At 35.9% G+C, this 20,558-nt stretch carries 19 protein-coding genes; 3 read left to right on the top strand and 16 right to left on the bottom strand.

Translation table 11 applies throughout. The features are described from left to right. Positions 1-179: 179 nt before the first annotated feature. The 4 genes from ACWPVE_RS18550 to ACWPVE_RS18535 all read right to left on the bottom strand — a co-directional run bounded on the left by ACWPVE_RS18550 (position 180) and on the right by ACWPVE_RS18535 (position 3,359). Positions 180-503, bottom strand: a complete 324-nt coding sequence (locus ACWPVE_RS18550; protein WP_453995948.1) for a PTS lactose/cellobiose transporter subunit IIA — start codon at positions 501-503, stop codon at positions 180-182. Positions 504-536: 33 nt separating this feature from the next. After that, positions 537-854, bottom strand: coding sequence for a PTS sugar transporter subunit IIB (locus ACWPVE_RS18545; protein ID WP_453995946.1), 318 nt, complete (start codon positions 852-854; stop codon positions 537-539). A gap of 169 nt (positions 855-1,023) precedes the next feature. Next, the gene (locus ACWPVE_RS18540; RefSeq protein WP_453997629.1) at positions 1,024-1,923 is read right to left on the bottom strand and encodes a DUF7916 family protein; all 900 of its coding nucleotides are present in this window, start codon (positions 1,921-1,923) and stop codon (positions 1,024-1,026) included. Positions 1,924-2,057: 134 nt separating this feature from the next. Then, on the bottom strand, positions 2,058-3,359 hold the full coding sequence (locus tag ACWPVE_RS18535; RefSeq protein WP_453995944.1) for a PTS sugar transporter subunit IIC: 1,302 nt from the start codon (positions 3,357-3,359) through the stop codon (positions 2,058-2,060). Positions 3,360-3,834: 475 nt separating this feature from the next. Here ACWPVE_RS18535 and ACWPVE_RS18530 point away from each other — a divergent pair, with 475 nt between their 5' ends. Next, positions 3,835-5,028, top strand: a complete 1,194-nt coding sequence (locus tag ACWPVE_RS18530) for an ROK family protein (protein ID WP_453995942.1) — start codon at positions 3,835-3,837, stop codon at positions 5,026-5,028. A 191-nt stretch (positions 5,029-5,219) separates the two neighbouring features. Here ACWPVE_RS18530 and ACWPVE_RS18525 read toward each other — a convergent pair whose 3' ends face one another. The 4 genes from ACWPVE_RS18525 to ACWPVE_RS18510 form a co-directional block, all read right to left on the bottom strand. Continuing rightward, positions 5,220-5,579 carry a hypothetical protein gene (locus tag ACWPVE_RS18525; RefSeq protein WP_453995940.1) on the bottom strand — a complete coding sequence of 120 codons (360 nt, stop codon included), beginning with the start codon at positions 5,577-5,579 and terminating at the stop codon, positions 5,220-5,222. Between the two features lie 344 nt (positions 5,580-5,923). Next, a complete protein-coding gene (locus tag ACWPVE_RS18520; protein ID WP_453995938.1) occupies positions 5,924-6,301 on the bottom strand; it encodes an SET domain-containing protein in 378 nt (125 codons plus the stop codon). Between the two features lie 249 nt (positions 6,302-6,550). After that, positions 6,551-7,621, bottom strand: coding sequence for a M14 family zinc carboxypeptidase (locus tag ACWPVE_RS18515; RefSeq protein ID WP_453995936.1), 1,071 nt, complete (start codon positions 7,619-7,621; stop codon positions 6,551-6,553). 185 nt (positions 7,622-7,806) lie between these two features. After that, on the bottom strand, positions 7,807-8,529 hold the full coding sequence (locus tag ACWPVE_RS18510; protein ID WP_453995934.1) for an SIR2 family NAD-dependent protein deacylase: 723 nt from the start codon (positions 8,527-8,529) through the stop codon (positions 7,807-7,809). A gap of 262 nt (positions 8,530-8,791) precedes the next feature. Between ACWPVE_RS18510 and ACWPVE_RS18505 the strand changes: the two genes are divergently transcribed. Then, positions 8,792-9,118 carry a cyclic-di-AMP receptor gene (locus ACWPVE_RS18505; protein ID WP_453995932.1) on the top strand — a complete coding sequence of 109 codons (327 nt, stop codon included), beginning with the start codon at positions 8,792-8,794 and terminating at the stop codon, positions 9,116-9,118. A 149-nt stretch (positions 9,119-9,267) separates the two neighbouring features. Here ACWPVE_RS18505 and ACWPVE_RS18500 read toward each other — a convergent pair whose 3' ends face one another. The 3 genes from ACWPVE_RS18500 to ACWPVE_RS18490 all read right to left on the bottom strand — a co-directional run bounded on the left by ACWPVE_RS18500 (position 9,268) and on the right by ACWPVE_RS18490 (position 12,280). Then, positions 9,268-10,122, bottom strand: a complete 855-nt coding sequence (locus ACWPVE_RS18500; protein WP_453995930.1) for a hypothetical protein — start codon at positions 10,120-10,122, stop codon at positions 9,268-9,270. A 110-nt stretch (positions 10,123-10,232) separates the two neighbouring features. Next, a complete protein-coding gene (locus ACWPVE_RS18495; protein WP_453995928.1) occupies positions 10,233-10,736 on the bottom strand; it encodes a DinB family protein in 504 nt (167 codons plus the stop codon). A gap of 257 nt (positions 10,737-10,993) precedes the next feature. Beyond that, complete coding sequence (locus tag ACWPVE_RS18490; protein WP_453995926.1) at positions 10,994-12,280, bottom strand: DEAD/DEAH box helicase; 1,287 nt, start codon at positions 12,278-12,280, stop codon at positions 10,994-10,996. A 536-nt stretch (positions 12,281-12,816) separates the two neighbouring features. Here ACWPVE_RS18490 and ACWPVE_RS18485 point away from each other — a divergent pair. Then, positions 12,817-13,185, top strand: a complete 369-nt coding sequence (locus ACWPVE_RS18485; RefSeq protein WP_453995924.1) for a hypothetical protein — start codon at positions 12,817-12,819, stop codon at positions 13,183-13,185. A 229-nt stretch (positions 13,186-13,414) separates the two neighbouring features. On the opposite strand, the gene ACWPVE_RS18480 is transcribed toward ACWPVE_RS18485, so the two are convergent. The 5 genes from ACWPVE_RS18480 to ACWPVE_RS18460 all read right to left on the bottom strand — a co-directional run bounded on the left by ACWPVE_RS18480 (position 13,415) and on the right by ACWPVE_RS18460 (position 19,794). Then, positions 13,415-14,635 carry an ISL3 family transposase gene (locus tag ACWPVE_RS18480; RefSeq protein ID WP_082090051.1) on the bottom strand — a complete coding sequence of 407 codons (1,221 nt, stop codon included), beginning with the start codon at positions 14,633-14,635 and terminating at the stop codon, positions 13,415-13,417. A gap of 352 nt (positions 14,636-14,987) precedes the next feature. After that, positions 14,988-15,875: a carbohydrate ABC transporter permease gene (locus ACWPVE_RS18475; RefSeq protein ID WP_453995922.1), complete on the bottom strand. Its 888-nt coding sequence runs from the start codon at positions 15,873-15,875 to the stop codon at positions 14,988-14,990. 17 nt (positions 15,876-15,892) lie between these two features. Then, positions 15,893-16,789 carry a carbohydrate ABC transporter permease gene (locus tag ACWPVE_RS18470; protein ID WP_453995920.1) on the bottom strand — a complete coding sequence of 299 codons (897 nt, stop codon included), beginning with the start codon at positions 16,787-16,789 and terminating at the stop codon, positions 15,893-15,895. 80 nt (positions 16,790-16,869) lie between these two features. Beyond that, entirely contained in the window at positions 16,870-18,183 is a 1,314-nt protein-coding gene (locus tag ACWPVE_RS18465; RefSeq protein ID WP_453995918.1) for an ABC transporter substrate-binding protein, read from the bottom strand. A 201-nt stretch (positions 18,184-18,384) separates the two neighbouring features. Further along, positions 18,385-19,794: a family 43 glycosylhydrolase gene (locus tag ACWPVE_RS18460; RefSeq protein WP_453995916.1), complete on the bottom strand. Its 1,410-nt coding sequence runs from the start codon at positions 19,792-19,794 to the stop codon at positions 18,385-18,387. Between the last annotated feature and the right edge of the window lie 764 nt (positions 19,795-20,558).

The raw sequence follows: 20,558 nt of genomic DNA, 5'->3' as shown, positions 1-20,558 counted from the left end.
CTATGAGACTTTTAAAAAATAAATATAGTTTTATTACGAGTTCCAATTCTCTTTTAATCCAAAAACAAGGTGTTTAATTTCTCAACATTGTGACTGATTCTCAAATTTTTGTTTAAAACAAACCAAAAACGGTGACTGATTCATATTTAGTAATTTATCTCATCAGTAAATCTTTGAGTCTATTTAAGACGCTTATACATCTCAATCATTTCTGTAACCAAAAGCGTAATTGTATCTACATTCATTAACTGATCTTCTGCATGCATAAGGATTAATGAAAACTCTAGCTTTTCCCCACTTGCCTCTCTTTGAATGAGTGACGCATGGGATTTATGACCTTCGACATAAAATTGTTTGGATTCAACCAATTTCTCCTCAGCTATTTCAAAATCCCCCTCTTTTGCTGCGTAAAGTGCCTCCATTGCTAGGCTTTTGGCCATACCTACATTACTAATAATTTGAAACGACACTTCATAATACTCATTTTTATCTTCTGTCACCATTCCCTTTCACCTCCACATTGTTTACCGAAAAACTTATTTACTATCAATGATTTTTAATGCATGCTCGAGCACTTTTTGACCGTTCATCATCCCGTAATCTTGCATATTGATGTCTGCAATCGGAATATCCTTCCCTTTTATTTCCTCTTCAATTTGTTTTTTCATATATCGCACTTGTGGTCCAAGTAATAAAACATCCACAGCATTTTGCTCGAGCGCAAATTCGATTTCTTGTGCTGATCTAGCGAAGATATTGGCTTCAATCCCTTGTTCTTCTGCTGCCTTTTGCATCTTTGACACTAATAAACTCGTACTCATTCCTGCCACGCAAACTAACATAATCGTTTTCATCAAATACTCCTCCTTTAAATCTCCAAAATCATTATAATCGTTTACTAGAATGATAGATTAAGAGTGAGACCGTAGCAAAATTCTTCTTTACATGTCTCACTCGTTCTACTAGTTGCTGATCACCCGACATTTAAAAATGACGAGGTTTTTTAATCTGTAACAGAATATATTATCGATTAATGGAGCGAGATACCATTGAGACGGTATGTCGAATGCCACGAATTGCTTTGCTCATCGCAAATATATTTTCTACAGGTGCAAGACCAGCGTATCCTGCATCACCGATGTGTTGAATGTCTACCCCACAGATTTTATTTCGAATCGCAATTTGCTTTATCGTATCTTCATCAGAACTTTCTTGACTCGTACCAATGGCAGATAATACTAACGCACCATGTTGATGAGCTTTTCTCACAATTTTCTTCAATTCCTCTTCATCAAAACCTGGGACAGTTCCCACCGCAGGAACCAAGATGATATCGGCACCAGCTTCAATAAAGCCTGCTACAACATCTTCATCCGCAACCGGTTCATCCACACCTGCTCCATGCATTTTTCCAGCAATGATCAGCCCAGTAAAATGTTTCTTTGTGAGTTCGATCGTCTTTTGAATCTGCTCATTTGTAACACCCGTACCAGGGTTCCCTGTCAAACAAACAAAATTCATACCTAATCTTTCAACCTCTTGGATCGTTTCTAAACTGGCTTGACGTCCTTTTGAAATAACTAATCTTTCTTCCTCCATATTGGCTTCGTTATCCACTGGTTCTAAATTGATCCCAATTGGTCGACCAACCAAACGACGAAGTTCTTCTACAAAAGTTCCTTCCTTCACCTCAAGTCCTGAAATTTCTGGAGTAAAAACATCAACCCCATTTAATAGAATCAAATCTGCCCCAAACGCACGAGCAATCTCCGCGTTTGTAATATCTCCAATATAGGATTCACGGACCGCCACATTTTCGGACATAATCACGCGTCCAGCACTTGCTTTGATACTTTGTTTTAGTTCTGTTGCCGACATGGCTAAAATTTCTGAAGCATTAGCACTAATCAATCGTTTTACCATCTGACATTCATATCCCTTCACTTGCTTATTGTAGTTGTTCTCAGATTTATTTACGTTTTTACTAGTTTGAAAGACATTCAAAGGTAATTTCCTTTTAACTTCGTTTATCATTTGCCTAAAATTCTTGCATCAGCTTAAGATACATTTTTTTCTGATGATCCATCGTTTTGTTCGAGTGCTTTATAGCGTTTTTCAATCGCTAGAACAAATGGTAAATAGAGCAAGATATCCAATATAATTAAAACAATTTGTAGGATTGATCCACTTATACTACCTGTAATTAAAAAGCCACTAATAATTGGCGGCATTGTCCATGAAGCTGCTGCTTTTGTTAATGGTACAAGTCCCATCGCTAGCGCTGAATAGGCAACGATAACGTTTACAATTGGTGCAAGAATGAATGGAACAATGAGCATCACGTTTAAAACAACTGGAACACCAAACATGGTCGGTTCATTAATGTTAAATAAACCAGGTGTAACGGTAATTGGTGCTAATGCTTTTGTCTGTTTGCTGGTATGCTTTTTACGTGCTAAATAGCCTAAAACAAGAACTAACCCAATTGTCGCACCTCCCCCGCCTATGTAGACGAAGTTATCCATGAAGGACACAGTGATAATATGCTGTAATTCTTCATTCGCTTGATATGCCAAACGGTTCGCATCTAAGTTTGCGATCCAAACAGGCTGCATCACAGAGTTAACAACGTTTCCTCCATGAATTCCAACAAACCAGAATAAACTATTCAAACCAACAACGATAATGGTTCCGAAAACATTATTACCAAGTAGTCCTAATGGTTTACCCAGGATTACTTGCGCAATGTCATGGACGTTAGGTAGATCTAATGAAGATAGTATTCCGTAAATCGCTAACCACATTGTAATAATGACTGCACCTGGAATAATGGCACTAAAACTTCTTGAAACAGCTTGCGGAACACTTTCAGGTAATCTAATTTGAATATTTTTATTAATAAACCACTGATAAATATAGCCATTGATCAAACCCATTATGATCGCAATAAACAATCCTTTTGCTCCCATATACGCAACAGGCATTCCTGCACCTGCATCAGAGGAAATAAATGGAGTTGCCATGATAAAGGCTGACAATGAAATAATTCCTGCCCCAATTCCATCTACTTTGTACTGCCTTGCTAAGCTATACGCAATACCGAAGCTGGCGACTAATCCAATCAATCCGAAACTACTATCCGTTCCTTTCCATAAATAATCCGCAATCCCCATTTCACCTAACCATGCTTCCCAACTTGCGATTGGGAAACTAGCAATAATCATAAATAGAGAGCCTATAATGATTAGCGGCATAGCCAATGTAATTCCATCACGAATGGCAATTAGAAATTTATTGTTCCCTACCCTAGAAGCAACTGGCATTAATTTTTCTTCCAATAATTCATTTACTCTACTCACTTTTCTTCCTCCCCCTTTGAAAATAAAATATAATAGGATCAATAGACTTTTTCTAATTATTTCCTATACGTTGAATTTATGTATCTATTCTTTTTCGTTTCGATCATTGGAGAAAGATAACTAGTAATAAAGGGTGTCAGTCTGGGTGTTGGAAAAAATGACCGATAAATGAGAATAGATTTTTCCAGTTATACCTCCTTTTATTTATTTTTTATTATTAAAGATGATTAAAAAAGACGAAAATTACTATAATTAATAATAATTTATAATTAAATACTATTTCATGTAAGCGTTTTTGTCAATACAGGCATTTCTAAATTTCCATTTATTTTTGCACATTAGACTAAATGACATCAATAAAACTTATTGGTGAGACCATTTTTTTATTTGGATTGATTTGTAAACAGCAATTCATTATAATTTATAATTAACACAACATCATTTCTTTACTAGGTTGGGAAGGAGTAAGACGACTATGCAACTTACGAACAAACAAATGAAACTACTTGCAAACATATTAGATACAATTTACGTGAATGGTCCGATATCACGTATAGAAATTTCCAAGCAAACTGGCATAACCCCTGCCACTGTTAGTGAACTAACTGGACATTTAGTAGAAGACAAGCTAATTTACGAACGTGGAGAAGACGCTTCAGATAACAAAGGTTCAGGACGTAAGCGGATTCTCTTAGATATATCAGAAGATCACAGTTTTTATATCGGCTGTGAGTTATCTGAAAAGTTTTTTTCATTCTGTTTAAGTAACAATACTGGGAAAATATATGATGAAAAAATCATTAAATTGGATGACGGCAACCGTAGTGAGAGATTAACAGAGGATTATTTTATAAATGAATTAAAACAGTTTATTCTTAGCAACCACTCCTACCAGCCAAGAGCTATTGGTATTGCGTTGCCAGGACATTATAATAAAAAAGAAAAAACCATCTACAGTAACAATCCACTTTGGAAGAACTTTAATCTTGGCACTGTGTTGGATAGCTTTGATGTACCGATCTATTTTCAAAATAATGTACATTGTATGGCCATTTCTGAGCGTATCTTTGATGGGAGTTACAAAGATCAAAACTTTATTTTCTTTCATGTTGGTCGAGGGATGTTTTGCTCCTATATGTACGAAGGGCATACTTATGGAAAAGGCAATATATTAGTAGGAGAAATCGGACATACGATTGTTCAACCAGATGGAGAGCTATGTGAGTGTGGTAAAACGGGGTGTCTGCAAACCTATGCAAGTGAAGCATGGATTATTAAGAAATCTCGTATTCTTTTCGAAAACTCAAATACGACATTCCTACGCCAGTTATCACCAGATAAACATCACGTCACGATCGAAACGATCTTAAGAGCTTATAAAATGGGAGACGAAGGCGTAATCAACATTCTAAATAACGCCATTAAATATCTCTCCATTACAATCAATAATCTACCGATGATCATTGATACGAATAAGATTGTCATTCACGGAGAATTATTTAGTGAACCCGAATTAACGAATATCCTTAGCCGACACTTAACTCAAAACAAAATCCTCCTACCTATCGAGGATAAATGGGACATCATATTTAAACAATATAACGACCGAAACGGAGCCCTCTCAGCATGCAGCCTCGCTGTATCTAACTTTTTATTACAGCATTCATAATAGAACAGTGGGACGGTTCTGCTGTTTCATTATCTATAAATATTTATAAAGCAGATACAGCAGGCTTGGGAGTTGGTTTCTTAAAATTGCAACTACTACCTTATGGCTAATAATTATTAAAAAAGTATAATTGATAGAGGTATACCATTAGAACAAAGTAAGCTATATCCATTTTCTGAATTTAAGAGGGTCTATTCCCTTTCTTGATCATTAATTAAATTGAGCTCTTTTTCAAATTCAACAATTCTTTGATAATTAATAGGAGCATTCACAACCTCATATGCTCGATCGGATACAACAATCTCTCGTTCTATGGTATATCTTCTTATTTCTTGATCATTATATTCAAAGTAAAGTTCAAATCGTTCCGTTTCATCGTTTGAGATCCATCCATGTTTAGTTGTTACTTTCACTTGATATTGATTTAAAAACCGTTCAAGTTTATTGATTGTTTCTTCGTCAATTTTTATAAGTTCAAATTCATTTTGGTCCCTATTCTCAGCAATAAGATACATTTTATCAACATGACTTATATTTAATACATCACCCAAACGTTGCTCACGAAACGTATAAAAGTTAAATGATATCAAGGTAATAACTAGTAAACTAATAGAAACGACTATATATTTTTTCAGATGGATTCCCTCTCATTCTATTTCTAGTAAATAACGATACTGAACACTTAAAGAAACATTACGATAAATAATACGACGTAAAGTTGAAAATTCCCTTTAATGTTTATGGTTACAGTAATTTAGACCGAGATTATAGCAATATACATAACTCAAAAGGTTCAATCATTCTATTATAATGTAAATAAGTCTGGGGACAGTGCATAATTGTTAAATTGTAAAAAAATAGGGAAACACAAGAACCGTCCCCAGGTTTCCCGTTTTTAGTCCTGATTAAACCATAATGGATCTTTGTCATCGACATCTCCATTATAATTGATGAGAATCTCATCGCCTTTTTTGATATTTTGGAAAGCATAGAAGTCAAATGTATGATTCCTAAAATTAATCTCGTAATTTGCATTAGGTTCATATGAATGGTTAAATAACATTCCATAACCAAGAAGAATAGCAGAATGGTTTGTCCCATACTCAAAAGCATAATCAGCAAGTAAGGTTTTCTCGATGTGTTGATGTTGTTCATTTGGGTAAGCAATTACAGGTGCTTCATGTAAAAGCTCTCCTTTTTTAATGTCACGTGTAGCAAATACCCCTCTATTGAATTCTCCATCACTAAGTGAAGATGTTTTTACCTCAATCATGTTGTTCACCTACTCACTTTTTATCATGTACCTTTCTAACTGTACCATTAATTTTAACTTTAAACACTAAAATAATTCTTTTAGAATTTTGCACCCTGGGCAAGTTTAATGAAAAAAAATATCTAGAGATTTATTATGACTTCACTTAAAAAGATAACCATTAAAGTTTCGATACTTTCCCATTAAAAAGAAAATACCCGTAGATGAACATAATTAGGTTCATCTACGGGTATTTGGGTTCTATTCCTATTATTCGTCAGCTTCCTCGCCAGGAAGGTTAGATTGATTTGGCAGCGTATCCCAGAAACTTATATCTGCCTCTTCAATAGAACCATCCGCAATCGCTCTAACTGTAGAGTCCAGTGTAAGAATGGTTTGTCTGATCAGATATCCATTACTCTTCTGTCCAAGTGCATAAGATTCAATGTAATGGTCGGACATGCCACGCATCTCAAACAAAAGCGTTGAAATGTCATAGCGGACAGCAGCCCCATTTCGTCCGATGTTTGCCCCGTTTCCACCAACATACTTCCCAATATGTCCCCATCCAGTGGATTGAAGAGTGTTATAAACAATAGACCCTAATTTCTTGGAGCCTTCAAGGACTTCAGGATCTACATTAGGATTGGTAGGATAAAGAATCGATCCAGAAACTAGCTTGCCATCCACCGCACTGCGTGTGCCTTGATGGTGAAGGTCAATCATATAGTCAATGTCATATTTTTGAAATACATTTTCATGCAGAGCCCTTGCTTCAGGTTCCATCTCGCTAACTGGTTTGTCATGTTCACGGTTTAGATCGATATAGTTCGCATTATAGCGTGTCAAATGACGGTCGCCACTCGCTAGGTAATCATCAAGTGAGAAGTCCACATCTCCCATAGCTCCATCCGCATTCAGCATCGGAATAACTAGAATATTAACATTATCCAGGACTCCCTTCGTCTTTCCTGTTCCTAGATGCTTGATAAATTCTAGTGCTCCTTCAGTTGTTAGCTGTTCATTCCCATGCTGCTGGGTAAGAAAAAGAATGGTTGGATTCTCAGGATTGGAGATAAATTTCGCCATGTAAATGTCGCGACCTTTTACCGTTTGGCCAATGACCTCAAGATCCATGACTTTCTGCTTAGCTTCCTGCTTTTTAAGATAATCAACCATGCTGTCATATGTATGCAGGATCGACGTTTGAATCTTGCCATTACCCGTACCTGGCCCATTCCCAACTGCACTGGCTGGTTGAGCGACCGCAGTCAATCCTCCTAACGCCAATAAACCAGACAACGAAACTGTAAGCACTTTCCTTTTTACACTCAAAAACATAACCCCCTCATTTTTTTTGCTTCACCTATTATTTTAATTTAGTTGCTCTACTAGATTAATAGAGTAGGTTACCTATTATTTTGACAAATTTCGAGTCACGAAATAGATGCTTTCGATTCATAAAAAAGGAAAAAAATAGGGAAACACTAGAACCGTCCCACTGTTTCACCAAACCCACGAATGATTTATCCATTCAACTTTTTTACTAACTCATTTGCCTGACTTAGCACCTCTCCTGCTTTCCCTTTTATAATGAGATCAAAATTTCTGTTATGTTGATCCACTTCGAAATTAATATATACCGTTTTTCCATTTGTCATATTGGGAAGTTCACTAGCAGGATAAACTTCAAGACTTGTTCCAATTACGATAACTAAGTCTGAACGACGAATATGCGATATCGATGCATTCCAACTATCTTCTGGCAACCCCTCCCCAAATAACACGATATTTGGTCGAAGATTACCACCACAATGCTTGCAGCTTTCTTTATTTAGGAATTGTTCCTCAGTTACCTCCCATGAACAACTTGCACAACGAAATGAACGAATCGATCCATGGAGTTCATATACTTCTTGGTTCCCTGCAGCTATGTGAAAACCATCGACATTTTGAGTCGTGATTGCTTGAACGAGTCCCCTTTTCTCCCAGTCCACCAGAATCCAATAGCCTGGATGGGGCGAACATTGCTTCAATCCTTGAACTCGCATCGTGTAAAACTCATGGAATAAGTCAAAGTTATTCTGTAATGCAGTGGTTGTTGCTACAGTCCTAGGATCGATGTTTCTCCACCAGCCATCCTTTGAACGAAAGTCTGGGATGTTCGACTCAGTTGACATCCCCGCTCCAGTAAAAATCGTTGTGTGTTTTGAGTTAAGTAGCCAAGTAGCAAGCGTTCGTACACTCATGGTAACAACTCCTTTTATATTTGTTTATAATTACAATCATTTTATTATTTCGTTCTCTTTTATGCATTCTTCATTCATCTATACAAACCCTTCATATTACCCCATTTTCCAGAAATGACTGATGCAAGCTTCTTTCATGCCCACTTCGTCTACAAACAACTATCTGGTTATTCAACTTCTTAAAAAAACGATACGATTACGGAAAATATAGGGAATTATGATAAAATGAGGTCATATGAGTAAAACTAAGGAGTTATTTTTCATGAAACTTATCATCGCAATTCTTCAAAATCAAGATAGTCAGGCTATGACAAAAGTGTTTAACAAACATAATATCCGTGCAACAAGGTTATCTAGTACCGGTGGTTTCTTACGGACAGGTAATACGACATTTTTGATTGGAATCGAGGAGAATCGAGTTGACGAGGTATTGCGTCTCATCGAACAAACAGGAAAAACTCGTGAAAAGGACATTCCCCCTATTTCTGCCTTAGGAGGTAGTGTGGAAACCTTTTTACCTGGTCATCGAGCAAAAGTGGGTGGAGCAACAGTTTTTGTTTTACCAATTGATCAGTTCAATAGTCTTTAATTTCATCAAGGGATTCAAACTAAAAAAGTCGATTTCCGTTATGCTGGGAATCGACTTTTTTCTCACCTAACTCAATAACTAAGCCTTCTTTATCTTAGTCTAGTAATACTCACCGCTTGTAGATAGCATCGCCTCCCTACAACTATGCACTAGCATGCGTTCTTTTCCATTATTGCTCGATTCTTCATAAGCCAAGTGATCGCTATCATGTAACCGATAATTGGGGAAATCCCATATCCCATAATGGGTAGAGGAAAATTCCCAAAAAACGTGACAAGCATCGCCATGAGAAAATAAACACCTACAGTTAATGAAATAATATTCTTTTTACTATCAAGAATAAATGGAAGTAATAATAGTAATAATGACAAAATTCCTAAAACGAACCAGATCATTCCAAGGTCTACAACTAAAAAGATAATATCCTCTACATAAGAAATAGGTGCTAACTCATCAAGAAAAACCCAAGAATAGATAACGAATATGGTAATAAGGACAATGCTAAAAATTCGTATCATCCCAGTACCAATCTTTTTCCATACAATAATAGCGGATGCACATGCGAATGCGGTTAATTGACCAGCATCTGGTTGGAAAACTAGCAGTAATAATGTGATAAATACTAGTCCTAGTGTATAACCTTCACGATTGTGTAACGCCAATTTCCATAACTGAATAATGAAGAACGGCAAAACAACACTCGCTATATAGATGTTGATTGGACCCACTGTTACCCATCGATGAACCCCCTCTATTCCATCAAATAAAAATGGAAGAACGAGTAAAGCAATTAAAACGGTGTTCAGAAACATATTTCCTTTGCTGAATTGTTTCTTCTTCGTAAAAAGTAAATAAATTGATCCCATAACGGTACCCACTAACCAAATAAGTATGTTTTGAAGCCAAATACTTGTAGCTACACCGTTTGAGATCATTGCATATATTCCTAAAATGATAGCAGGAAGCATAAGAAAATAAGAAGTGATTTGTTTTAAATGATTCATGGGAGTATCTCCGCTAGTATTAATAATCGTTAAACTTTTAAACACAAGGCCTGTTAACCTTTAATGTTGATAAAAAAGTATTCATGTTCAAACGGACTGTTTGTAATAGATTAAAGTGGTGGATTTTCCACACCTAAGTGAATCCAGTCCTCTCTTGGTGGTCCGTACACCCCAAAAGGTTTGATTCCAGCTTGACGCATTAAAATTGTAACTTGCCCACGATGATGAACAATATGTTTAATAAGTCCCATAAAAATTTGAGCATTTGTTTCTTCTCTGCCAAATGCAATTTGTACTTCCTTAAGGGATTCATCTGTCCATTGTTCTTCAATATTTTTGATTACAGATGAACTGATCTGTTTAAATGTTTCAGCAATTTCTTTTGCAGAGGTAGGAACATCATTTGCATTTTCTACTTCGTTAATTTTGAACCCGAAATGAGCTAAATACTCTGGTATATTAGTTGTAAAATGCCACGCAATTCTTCCCAACGTACGACCTTCTGGGTATACTTTTTGATTTAATGAATCATCCGTTAAACCTTCCAAAACCTTTTGCGTTAAGCCTGCCTCCCACTTCCATTCTCTTATAAAATCCGCAATCGTTACATACATATACAAGACCTCCACATTTCAATTATTTTTTATGAAAACCTATTATAAAACATTTGTTCGCACACCACAAATATCCTCTTCTACAAATATAAGCAACTCGAACATTCTACAAAATCAAAAAACACTCACAAACGTTGATTTAACAACACCTGCGAGTGCTTGGTTGCTCTTATGATAAATCATTTATCTTTACAAACACCAGGGGCAACACACCATTTTTTAATTATGTTTTTAAAAGCATACTTTGTGTTTACTCCTTATCGAGAACGTCTAGAATTGTTTTTACTTCGACGATCCCCCGATTTTCGATTGGAAGAAACCGTTGCACCAGTTCTTCTGTCTTTGTCTTTTCGACCACCCTCGTGGCGCTTTGCTTTATTCATTTGTTCGCTACGTTCTTTCTGGTAGTCCTCCCGATCAGGGATACTTATTCCTTTAATTACTTGTAGCTCAAATTTTTGATGAATCCCTTTCTCAATCATTCGAAGAAAATCCAGATCCTTCGGAGCGACTAAAGTAATGGCTACTCCATCTCCACCTGCACGCCCCGTTCGTCCAATCCGATGAACATAGCTTTCGACATCATGTGGGATGTCATAGTTGTAGACATGTGTTACCCCTTCAACATCTAGTCCTCGTGCGGCAACGTCTGTCGCAACTAAAAACTGAGTTTTCGCTTCACGAAATCGTTTCATCGCTTTTTCACGCTTAGACTGTGGTAAATCCCCATGCAACTCATCTGAGTTATATCCGTTCGCAATCAATGCCTCGTGAAGTTTTTTGACACGTATTTTTGTACGGCAGAATATGATCGCTAGAAATGGACGGTGTTCATCAATCAAATGAAATAACGTTGCTTGTTTTCTTCGGTCCGTTGTTTCAATCACAATTTGTTTAATCTCTTCAACTGTTACTTTTTTGGCTTTCACTTCAATGAACTCGGGCTCAACCATATATTTTTTGGCAAGCGACCGAATTTCCTTTGGCATGGTGGCAGAGAACAACATCGTTTGCCTTGAAGGAAATGTCTCATAAATAATGTTCTCAACCTCAGGAAGAAACCCCATATGTAACATTTGGTCAGCTTCATCTAACACAAACATCCTAACCGATGCGAGATCAATGGTTCCACGACGAATATGATCCAGCAAACGACCAGGTGTAGCAACCACAATATGTTGGGCACCTTTTAACTTTTTCAATTGATGCTCCACATCCTGACCACCATATACAGCTAATACATTGACACCATCTAGATTCTCGATCATTTTCTTTATTTCTTTTGAAATTTGCTGAGCCAACTCCCGTGTTGGCGTTAAGATAAGCGCCTGAACTTCTGACTCTTGCACATCAATTTTTTCAAGAATAGGAAGAACAAATGCCAACGTCTTCCCTGTTCCCGTCTGTGCTTTCGCAATCACATCTTTTCCTTCAAGCACAGATGGAATCGTCCGTTCTTGAATCGAAGTAGGTTCCACAATCCCCAACGACTTCAATGTATAATTAATCTCTTTTCGAATACCAAGTCCTAAAAAATCTACCAAATTCCTCACATCTCTCTTCTTATAATGAAACACGGGGACGGTTCTACTGTTTCATTTTTGAAAAGCTTGCACTCTAATTGCAAACATCCCCAGTGCTTAATATTTTAGCAAATCGAGGAACAGTCCCTCTTATTAAATATGTACATCCACTAAGACAGCAATGAATCCATCTTACAATTGCCAAAGGCTAATCTTATCATATCAAGCAATGCAAACGCTAGCGCCTTTGAATTGATTGACTTTATCACAAGCCTACTTACAACTAGTATTTACTTTCATTATTCCTCTTAGATCATATAAAAATTATGAGATACTTTTAAATGTGAATTGTTTTAAAAATTAATAGGGGCAGCAACACAGAAATCCTTTTGTGGTACTCACGTATGAAAAAACGTAACAATCCTCAACGATTAGGACAATGAATTTCCACCCAAGCATTTAATACTTGAGTAAAATTATGGTAAAATCAGTAGAGATACAACAAGAACGGACAAAGAAGTAGCTTGAAAGAAGGCAGATTCACTCTAGGGGGAGTAATGAGGAAAATCATTATATCAATTGTCGCTATCCTATTCATTGTCTTTATTTGGATGAATTCAGATACAGTATACTTAAAGTTACAAGAAAATAAGGTCAACAATACCGATTACTATCTAAGTGAAATAAACGCTGAAAGAGATAGAAACGGTCAAAGTCTGCTAGAAATAACCGACCTTACTACCTATACAAAGTACACAGGTAACAATATATTTCTCACACAAGTGTATGTTGATGATAAACTCGAGATGATATTTCTGACCAGGTCGATTAAAAATGGGTTTCTAATTTGGGAATATCACACACTCCCGTTTACCACTATTGAAAACATTAGTGAAGATGCGTTGAACGAATGGGTTTTAAACTAAGAATACACGTATGTTAAATTAAAAGAGCACGACTCCATTCACTAAGGTGCCGTGCTCTTATATAGCAAAATCCATATATAACTAATTCAGAAAGTGTTACCCTCCAAAATTTTGGTTCTAAATCAAATGTTGGGGTTTTAGGCTACCGCGCTACGCTTGGTGGCCTCTATAAAAAATGATGGATGGTACCATTCATCATTTTTTATAGAGGAGAATCACACCAACTCGGTTAACCAATATGTACCCCAATTCTTTTATACTTGTGTGTTAATAAAATCTTCGCCCTAAAGCGTTCAAAAACTCTAAATCCATAAGCATTTCTCTTTAGAACTTTGGTTGAATTATTAATTCCCTCTAAAAACCCATTTGAATATTCATAGGCAAAGCTATTTAATACTTCAACTTGCCAATTTTGTATGGTCTTTATTGCTTTAATCATTTCAGGTATCTTTGAATCCTCAATTAACTTATATAGTTCTTCCAATTCCTTTTTAACCAAACTGATACTGTTTTTTCCGTTTTCTTTGGCACGTAAAAACCAAGAACGATATGCCTCTTTAATTTCATATGCTTGTTTGAGTTCATTCGACATCTCCAAGTAACGATTTAAATGCCATTTCTCATCCTTAGTTAAGCGTTGGCAGTCTTTATGAAAGACATGTTTCATACGTTTACACTTTTTACGGTCGTAGCCATGAAATTGGTTTTGTACTCGACGTCTTACTCCATCAAGCCCCCAATAGATGTAACGACAAAAATGAAATCTATCAGCTACAATAACAGGTTTACCTAATGCCTCTTGAACGGCTGCTTTAAAGGAATGATTCATATCCATTATGACTATTTGCACTCTAGATCCGTGCTTTCTTAAGTAGTCTTTTATCGTACGTTTATAACGATTTGGTAGAATATCAATCGGTTCTTTTGTTATCCCATTCGCAATGATTAACTGGTATTTCCCTTCGCGGGTATCACCCTTGTATTCATCAATAGCTATAACTGTAGGTAATTCTTCCACCGGACGAATTTCACTTCGTGAAATTTGATCGAATCGACGTATAATGGTTGAAGATGAACACCCGTAGATTTCAGCTGTTTCCTTAAATGTTTTTCCTTTAATCGCTTTAATTGATATAGCTTGATTCCATTCTATTGAGGTACGTTGATAACGCATGACAAAAGGATTTTTCTCTGAAAAACGTTTCCCACATTCACAGACATATCGTCTACGCTTATAAAAGATTTGGGTTTTTCTTTCAAACCACTTTAAGTGTTGAATTTTTTGTATACGATAGTCATGAATTTTACTCGTCCTTTGATTACATTTAGGGCACCGATGTACTTTTCGCTCCATTTCAACGTACAGGCGGATAACTTCGCCCACTTCTTCAACATTGGTTAGGATAGACCCTTTTAATCCAGGAATAATCATGGTAAAATCCATATACACGCAACTCCATTCTTTAGACTTGTTTCTAGACAATTCAAGTATAAATGAATGAGGAGTTTGCGTGTTTTTTTATGCACACAAAATTTTGTTTAAACCCCAACAAATATTATAGAGCCAAAATTTTTGAAGTTCAAAAAAGGTAACCTCTCTGACTCTTCCTCCTTGTATTCAGCAGGAAAACATTTTTCAGAGTAATACTTCCATTTTCGTTTAGTCGCTCACATAAAAAACTAACCATTAAGACCCATTTATTATAGATAAAACGCAATTTAGCAGGGTTAGACTTCTTAGAAATTTTACGATAAATTTAACAAATCCATACTTTTTCTAATGGATAATACTATCTTTTATATTATCCCTTTAACCCTGACATTGTAATCCCTTGTACAAAATATTTTTGTCCAATAAAGAAGAGTATGAGTAAGGGGATAACTGTTATCAACGAAACTGCCATAAGCATTTGAACTTGAGAAGAACCATATGAATTTTGGAAAAACTGTAATCCAAGAGCGAGAGTGAAGTTTTGATCGCTATTCAGATAAATTAATGGATTCATAAAGTCATTCCAGTGAAATGCAACTGACAATACGGCAACAGTAATTAAGGCTGGTCTTATTGCTGGTAATAAAATTTTGTAAAAGATTTGGAACGAATTTGCACCGTCAATGGTAGCTGCTTGGTCTAACTCTTTAGGTATTGTTCTAAAAAATTGCCTGAGAAGAAATATATTAAACGCACCACCACCAAAAAATGAAGGTACTATAAGGGGTTTCAGTGTATCTAACCAACCAATTTTAGAAAACAAGATATAGGTAGGTATTAGAAGAACTTGGTTGGGAAGCATCATTGTTCCTAGTACTATTGTAAAAAGCAATCCACTAAACCTAGATTTAAATCTTGCAAACCCATAAGCAACAATCGCTGCAGAAATTACTGTTCCTAGTACAGCAAGTGTCGTTACTATAACAGTATTCCACGTATACCTAGTAAAATCAGCATATTGCCACCCCTCAATGAAATTATCCCAGGTGATTGTTTCTGGTATTAATTTTGGAGGTATTGTGTATACATCAGTAGGCAATTTAAGAGCAGTTGCGATCATCCACAAGAATGGAAAAGCAAACACTAAAGCTAAAACTGCCAATAATAGATAATTAATGATTTGATTTACTGCCTGTATCCTTCTTTTTTTGCTCGTATTCTTAAATGTTTGTCTTTGTAAATCCACTTGCCCCTGCATTATTCCACCTCCAAAAATTAGTTATCATAATATACCCAGTGCTTCGACGTACGGTTGACAATTAATGTTAATATCATAATTATCGTAAATAAAATCCAAGCCATTGTGGAAGCATATCCCATCTCACCATATTTAAATGCATTGTTATATATATGCATCATAATTGTGTACGTGGCATGGTTAGGTCCACCTTCAGTTAAAACATAAGGTTGCGTGAAAATTTGGAAACCATTTATGACTCCTATTACTAAATTAAAAAATAATGTTGGTGTTAACATTGGTATAGTTATACGTATAAACTTTACAAAGCTATTTGCACCATCCATCTCTGCACTTTCATATAATTGTTCAGGTATGTCCTGCAAACCTGCAAGAGTTATGATGATTGTGTTACCGATTGACCATGACATCATAATTATAATTGCTGGCATCGCCCATTTCTCATCACTTAACCAATTGATTCCTTCCACTCCAAAAAATGAAAGAGCGTAATTTATAAGTCCATATTGAGAGTTAAAAATCCAACCCCATAATAAAGTAACAGCAATCCCAGCTGTTATAAATGGTACATAAAAAGCAGTTCTAAAAATCCACATACCCTTAATATTTTTTTTATTTAATAAAAGTGCAATTAATATTGAAAGCAATAAACTTAGTGGTACCGAAACTGCAACAAAATAGAGTGTATTTATCATAGATTTATAGAAAATAGGATCTTGAGTGAAAGCTGTTTTAAAATTCTCTAATCCGATAAATTCGCCGCTTCCTGTCATATCAGCATTAGTAAAAACTAATATAAGTGAATAGACTACAGGATACAACGTAAAAATTAAAAAGCCTATTATCCATGGCGATGTATAAATATAAAACTGCCTAGCTTCCCTCTTCTCCATACTACTATGTTTCTTTTTCATTTTTTCACCCCTCATAGACGGATTAATAAAGCTAGAGGAGGAAAATATCACTATTTATCCTCCTACTTGATCATCATTTGTTAATTATATTTTTGTTTAGCTTCATCAAGTGCTTCTTGTATTTTTGGTGCATACTTTTCTACAGCATCTTTAGCAGAACTTTTTCTCGTAGTAATTTCCTCCATCAACTGTTCAAAAACGTCTGTAGCTTTATTAATCGATCCACCCCACGGTGCCTGTACAGCATCTTCAAGTCCTGCTAAATAAACTGTCTGTTTTATATCCGTATTTGGAATGGTCATATCAGCGAAAGTAGTATCAGCAGATTCCTTTAAAGCAGGAATTCCTACTTTAGCATAAATATCATTCACTTCTTTATTCATAGAAACCGTCTTAATATATTCCCAAGCGGCTTCCTTGTTCTTTGAATCTTTATTCATAGCAAACCCAGTTTGGAACTTAATGTTTACATTTTTCCCATTAGGATCTTTAGGAGGTAATACAACTCCCCATTCAAAGTTTTTGCCAATCTTTTCAGCTATATCTGCTGCCTCAAATAATCCCAATGGATACATGGCTGCTTTTTGGGAAACAAACATCGCGTCCATTGGTATACTTTTCGAAGCAGAAGCATCAGGTAGAGCATCGATTTCTATTAAATGTTCGATTAGTTCCAATGATTTAACAGTTTTTGGGTCATCCACAGTTTGTTTAGACCAGTCATCATTATATGGGCCTCCCCCATAGAAATAGGTTGCAAATCTATTTTGAACCCAGTGTGAAACCATTGCATATGTTCTGTCTGCTCCTGAACCAGAAGAGATTTTCTGAGAGATTTCTGCAAAGTCATCCCAGGTCCAATCTTCTGTAGGATATGGAACACCAGCTTGGTAAAATAAATTTTTATTGTACGCGATTAAAAAAGTAGATTGGGTTGTAGGCATTCCTTCACGCATTCCATCTGGATTAACATAACCATCGTCAGCCCCTGGAGTAAAATCAGCTAGGTTGATGTTATCTCTTTCAATATATGGGGTTAAATCTTCAAGCCATTTTGAACGAAGACCTTTCCAGTCTGGAGACATCATGATAACATCAGCAGCATCACCCGCAGCTAGTGCAGCATCAAGTTTTTGGTCAACACTATCTGCTGGAAGCCAAATTTCTTTAACTTTTACATCTGGATACAATTTTTGGAATACTTTTGTTGCTTCTTTTCGTGCTTTTAATTCTTCTCCGCCTCCCCAGCCCATAATTGTAATTTCTCCAGAAATTTTATCTCCATCTTCATTATTCTCATTATCTTTACTGTCAGTATTACTACTATCACTTGAACAAGCTGTGATAAGAAATAATAATAAACTAGCAAACAATAGCGCTAAAAGTTTTTTCATACTCTTTTCTCTCCTTTATCATTTATTTCCAAGAGTACCTAACATGTCATACTCAAGTATTCTCCTATTCTTGCAAACTCTAGTTCCAAACCGCCTCCTTATCTATAACCGTACTATGTATTTTAAAAGCTTTTTAAAACGTGAATGATATTGCTCTGTTAAACAAATTTTGTATAAGAGAAACCAGCTTCTGGTCTCGTTTTACTCCAGTGCAAATGATGCTAAACTGGCTCTACCATTTCCTGTATAAGTAAAATATAATGCTTGTACACCATCAGGAATTTCTATTTCAGATGAATATTCTGTCCATACATTCGTAAAATTCACTGGAATCCTGCCAAGTGCTGGGCCATTCCATGATGTTTTCACTTCAAATGCACCATTACAATATCCTCTCACCTTGATTTTGACCTTTTTGATTCCCTGACAATCAAAATACTTAAATCCAGCTGTTGCAGAGTCCGTCAAATTGGCAATGTATCCTATTTCTGTATCCCCATCTTTTCCATCTTGTGTTATTTTAGGAAATTGGGTATCCATCCATAAATCACCTGTGTACACGGCTTCATCTTGACAGAAAAGGTTACAGGCAAGATACGCAGGATATTCTCCTCTACCAATTAGTGGTCCATCGTTAGCACCACAAGATGTCATTTCTACCTGTGGAATTGAACCATCAGCTAGAAACTCAATTTTTTCCATACATCCTTGACGGCTGAAATTTGAACCATTAGTATGTCGATGATAAAAAATGTACCATTGGTTGTTAATTTCAACTATACTTCCATGGTTATTACCACCATAGTACATAGGTTTTTTTGCCGGTTTATAAGAATCAATATGCAGATCGTTATTACTTACAATAACTCCCCCATATACAAAGTCTTTCGTCGGATGTTTGCTGACTGCATAACAGAGTTCATGCATGACTATAGATGAGTAGACAAAATAATATGTATCCCCTTTTTTTCTTATTGAAGGTGCCTCAAAGAATTCATGGCCCTCAAAACCACTCCCAGCACTATAAGGTTCACTTGGAGCTACAATGACTGGTTCTTCCAATATAGTAAGCATATCTGGACCAAGAACGGTAGCCATAGCCCCACTTCTTGATTTGTCACCTCTTGCACAAAAACCTGTATATAGATAGGTTTTATCACCTTCTGTCAGTACTCCAGGATCAAATTGTGGTTCGTCACCCTCCTTTTCACCAAGTCGAACTCCATCTGGATATTGTACATAACCATAAAATTCATACTTTCCTGCTGGGGTATCACACACAGCTACTGAAACTATAGAAACCTTATCTAATACATAGTACAAATAATAACGCCCATCTGGTCCGACTGTGACGTCAGGTGCATAAAGACACATATTTCCAGCCTTGTTCAATGGATCATCTGTTTTTTTGTAAATTACACCTTCATATCTCCAATCAGCCAAGTCATCTACTGGTGCGGACCAGCATACATAATCATTTAAACAATATGCATGACCATTGAAACGATCGTGTGAGCCATATACGTATACTCTGTCGTTAAATACATAAGGCTCTCCATCTGGTATATATTCCCATGGTGGGAGATATGGATTAAACCCTTGTTTTTTCATTTCTAATCTCTCCTTCAATTCCAATTCGATAACACTCATTGAATACTTTTACAACATAAGCAACTACTATTTTTACTTATCCAAAAAGAAGCTTTGTATAGCTGGGTCTTTCATATACCGTGTTGTACTACTATGGTCTTAGAATCAGTTAATCTTATAAACTAATATCAAGCCTCTTTATGTGATAAATATGTTTTTCCATCCATCATAATATAAATAATTGAATACTATTTAAGTTTGATTCATCCCCCTCTATCTTTTATGTTTGATATGACCACGGTGTGTAAGTCGTTATGTAATACCTTTATCACTTAATTCCGTGTACGTACACGGTTAATCTACAGGATTGTTCGTATTTTCTACTTAGTAATAATGCATTAACCTCATTTTCGTGTACGTACACGAAAAATAGTAATTAAACCAACAAACCTATCAGCTATAGATAGTTAGTACTCTAATACTGTGAATGATCTATCAACTTTAACAACGTGTTCGTACACGTAAAATTAGTAATAATAACGAACCAATCATATTTTGGTTTGTTATTAAAGCCAACTATATGTATTTAAGTGACTGCGTGTTCGTACACGAAATAAACATAAAATAGCTACCTCAGCCATATTCTGTTCACTTACTATTAACACATTACCTTATGGCTAAGGTCTCCTTTAACAAAGCGCTTTCATTTTTTCAGTTAAAAGAATAGTTAGAATATTCACTACTAAACTATGATTAATAGTAACACTCTTTTTAAACGTGAGTCA

The sequence above is a fragment of the Bacillus nitroreducens genome (assembly GCF_964021195.1).
The sequence above is the reverse complement of the archived record's forward strand: the minus strand, read 5'-3'. Positions and strand labels throughout refer to the sequence as shown.

What these genes read in the sequence shown, in the direction of transcription:
- ACWPVE_RS18495 (WP_453995928.1), bottom strand. Translation starts at nt 10,736, where the DNA reads ATGTATGTAACGATTGCGGATTTTATAAGAGAATGGAAGTGGGAGGCA.
- ACWPVE_RS18460 (WP_453995916.1), bottom strand. Translation starts at nt 19,794, where the DNA reads ATGAAAAAACAAGGGTTTAATCCATATCTCCCACCATGGGAATATATA.
- ACWPVE_RS18500 (WP_453995930.1), bottom strand. Translation starts at nt 10,122, where the DNA reads ATGAATCATTTAAAACAAATCACTTCTTATTTTCTTATGCTTCCTGCT.
- ACWPVE_RS18540 (WP_453997629.1), bottom strand. Translation starts at nt 1,923, where the DNA reads ATGGTAAAACGATTGATTAGTGCTAATGCTTCAGAAATTTTAGCCATG.
- ACWPVE_RS18475 (WP_453995922.1), bottom strand. Translation starts at nt 15,875, where the DNA reads ATGCAGGGGCAAGTGGATTTACAAAGACAAACATTTAAGAATACGAGC.
- ACWPVE_RS18505 (WP_453995932.1), top strand. Translation starts at nt 8,792, where the DNA reads ATGAAACTTATCATCGCAATTCTTCAAAATCAAGATAGTCAGGCTATG.
- ACWPVE_RS18470 (WP_453995920.1), bottom strand. Translation starts at nt 16,789, where the DNA reads ATGAAAAAGAAACATAGTAGTATGGAGAAGAGGGAAGCTAGGCAGTTT.
- ACWPVE_RS18485 (WP_453995924.1), top strand. Translation starts at nt 12,817, where the DNA reads ATGAGGAAAATCATTATATCAATTGTCGCTATCCTATTCATTGTCTTT.
- ACWPVE_RS18545 (WP_453995946.1), bottom strand. Translation starts at nt 854, where the DNA reads ATGAAAACGATTATGTTAGTTTGCGTGGCAGGAATGAGTACGAGTTTA.
- ACWPVE_RS18520 (WP_453995938.1), bottom strand. Translation starts at nt 6,301, where the DNA reads ATGATTGAGGTAAAAACATCTTCACTTAGTGATGGAGAATTCAATAGA.
- ACWPVE_RS18515 (WP_453995936.1), bottom strand. Translation starts at nt 7,621, where the DNA reads ATGTTTTTGAGTGTAAAAAGGAAAGTGCTTACAGTTTCGTTGTCTGGT.
- ACWPVE_RS18550 (WP_453995948.1), bottom strand. Translation starts at nt 503, where the DNA reads ATGGTGACAGAAGATAAAAATGAGTATTATGAAGTGTCGTTTCAAATT.
- ACWPVE_RS18465 (WP_453995918.1), bottom strand. Translation starts at nt 18,183, where the DNA reads ATGAAAAAACTTTTAGCGCTATTGTTTGCTAGTTTATTATTATTTCTT.
- ACWPVE_RS18530 (WP_453995942.1), top strand. Translation starts at nt 3,835, where the DNA reads ATGCAACTTACGAACAAACAAATGAAACTACTTGCAAACATATTAGAT.
- ACWPVE_RS18510 (WP_453995934.1), bottom strand. Translation starts at nt 8,529, where the DNA reads ATGAGTGTACGAACGCTTGCTACTTGGCTACTTAACTCAAAACACACA.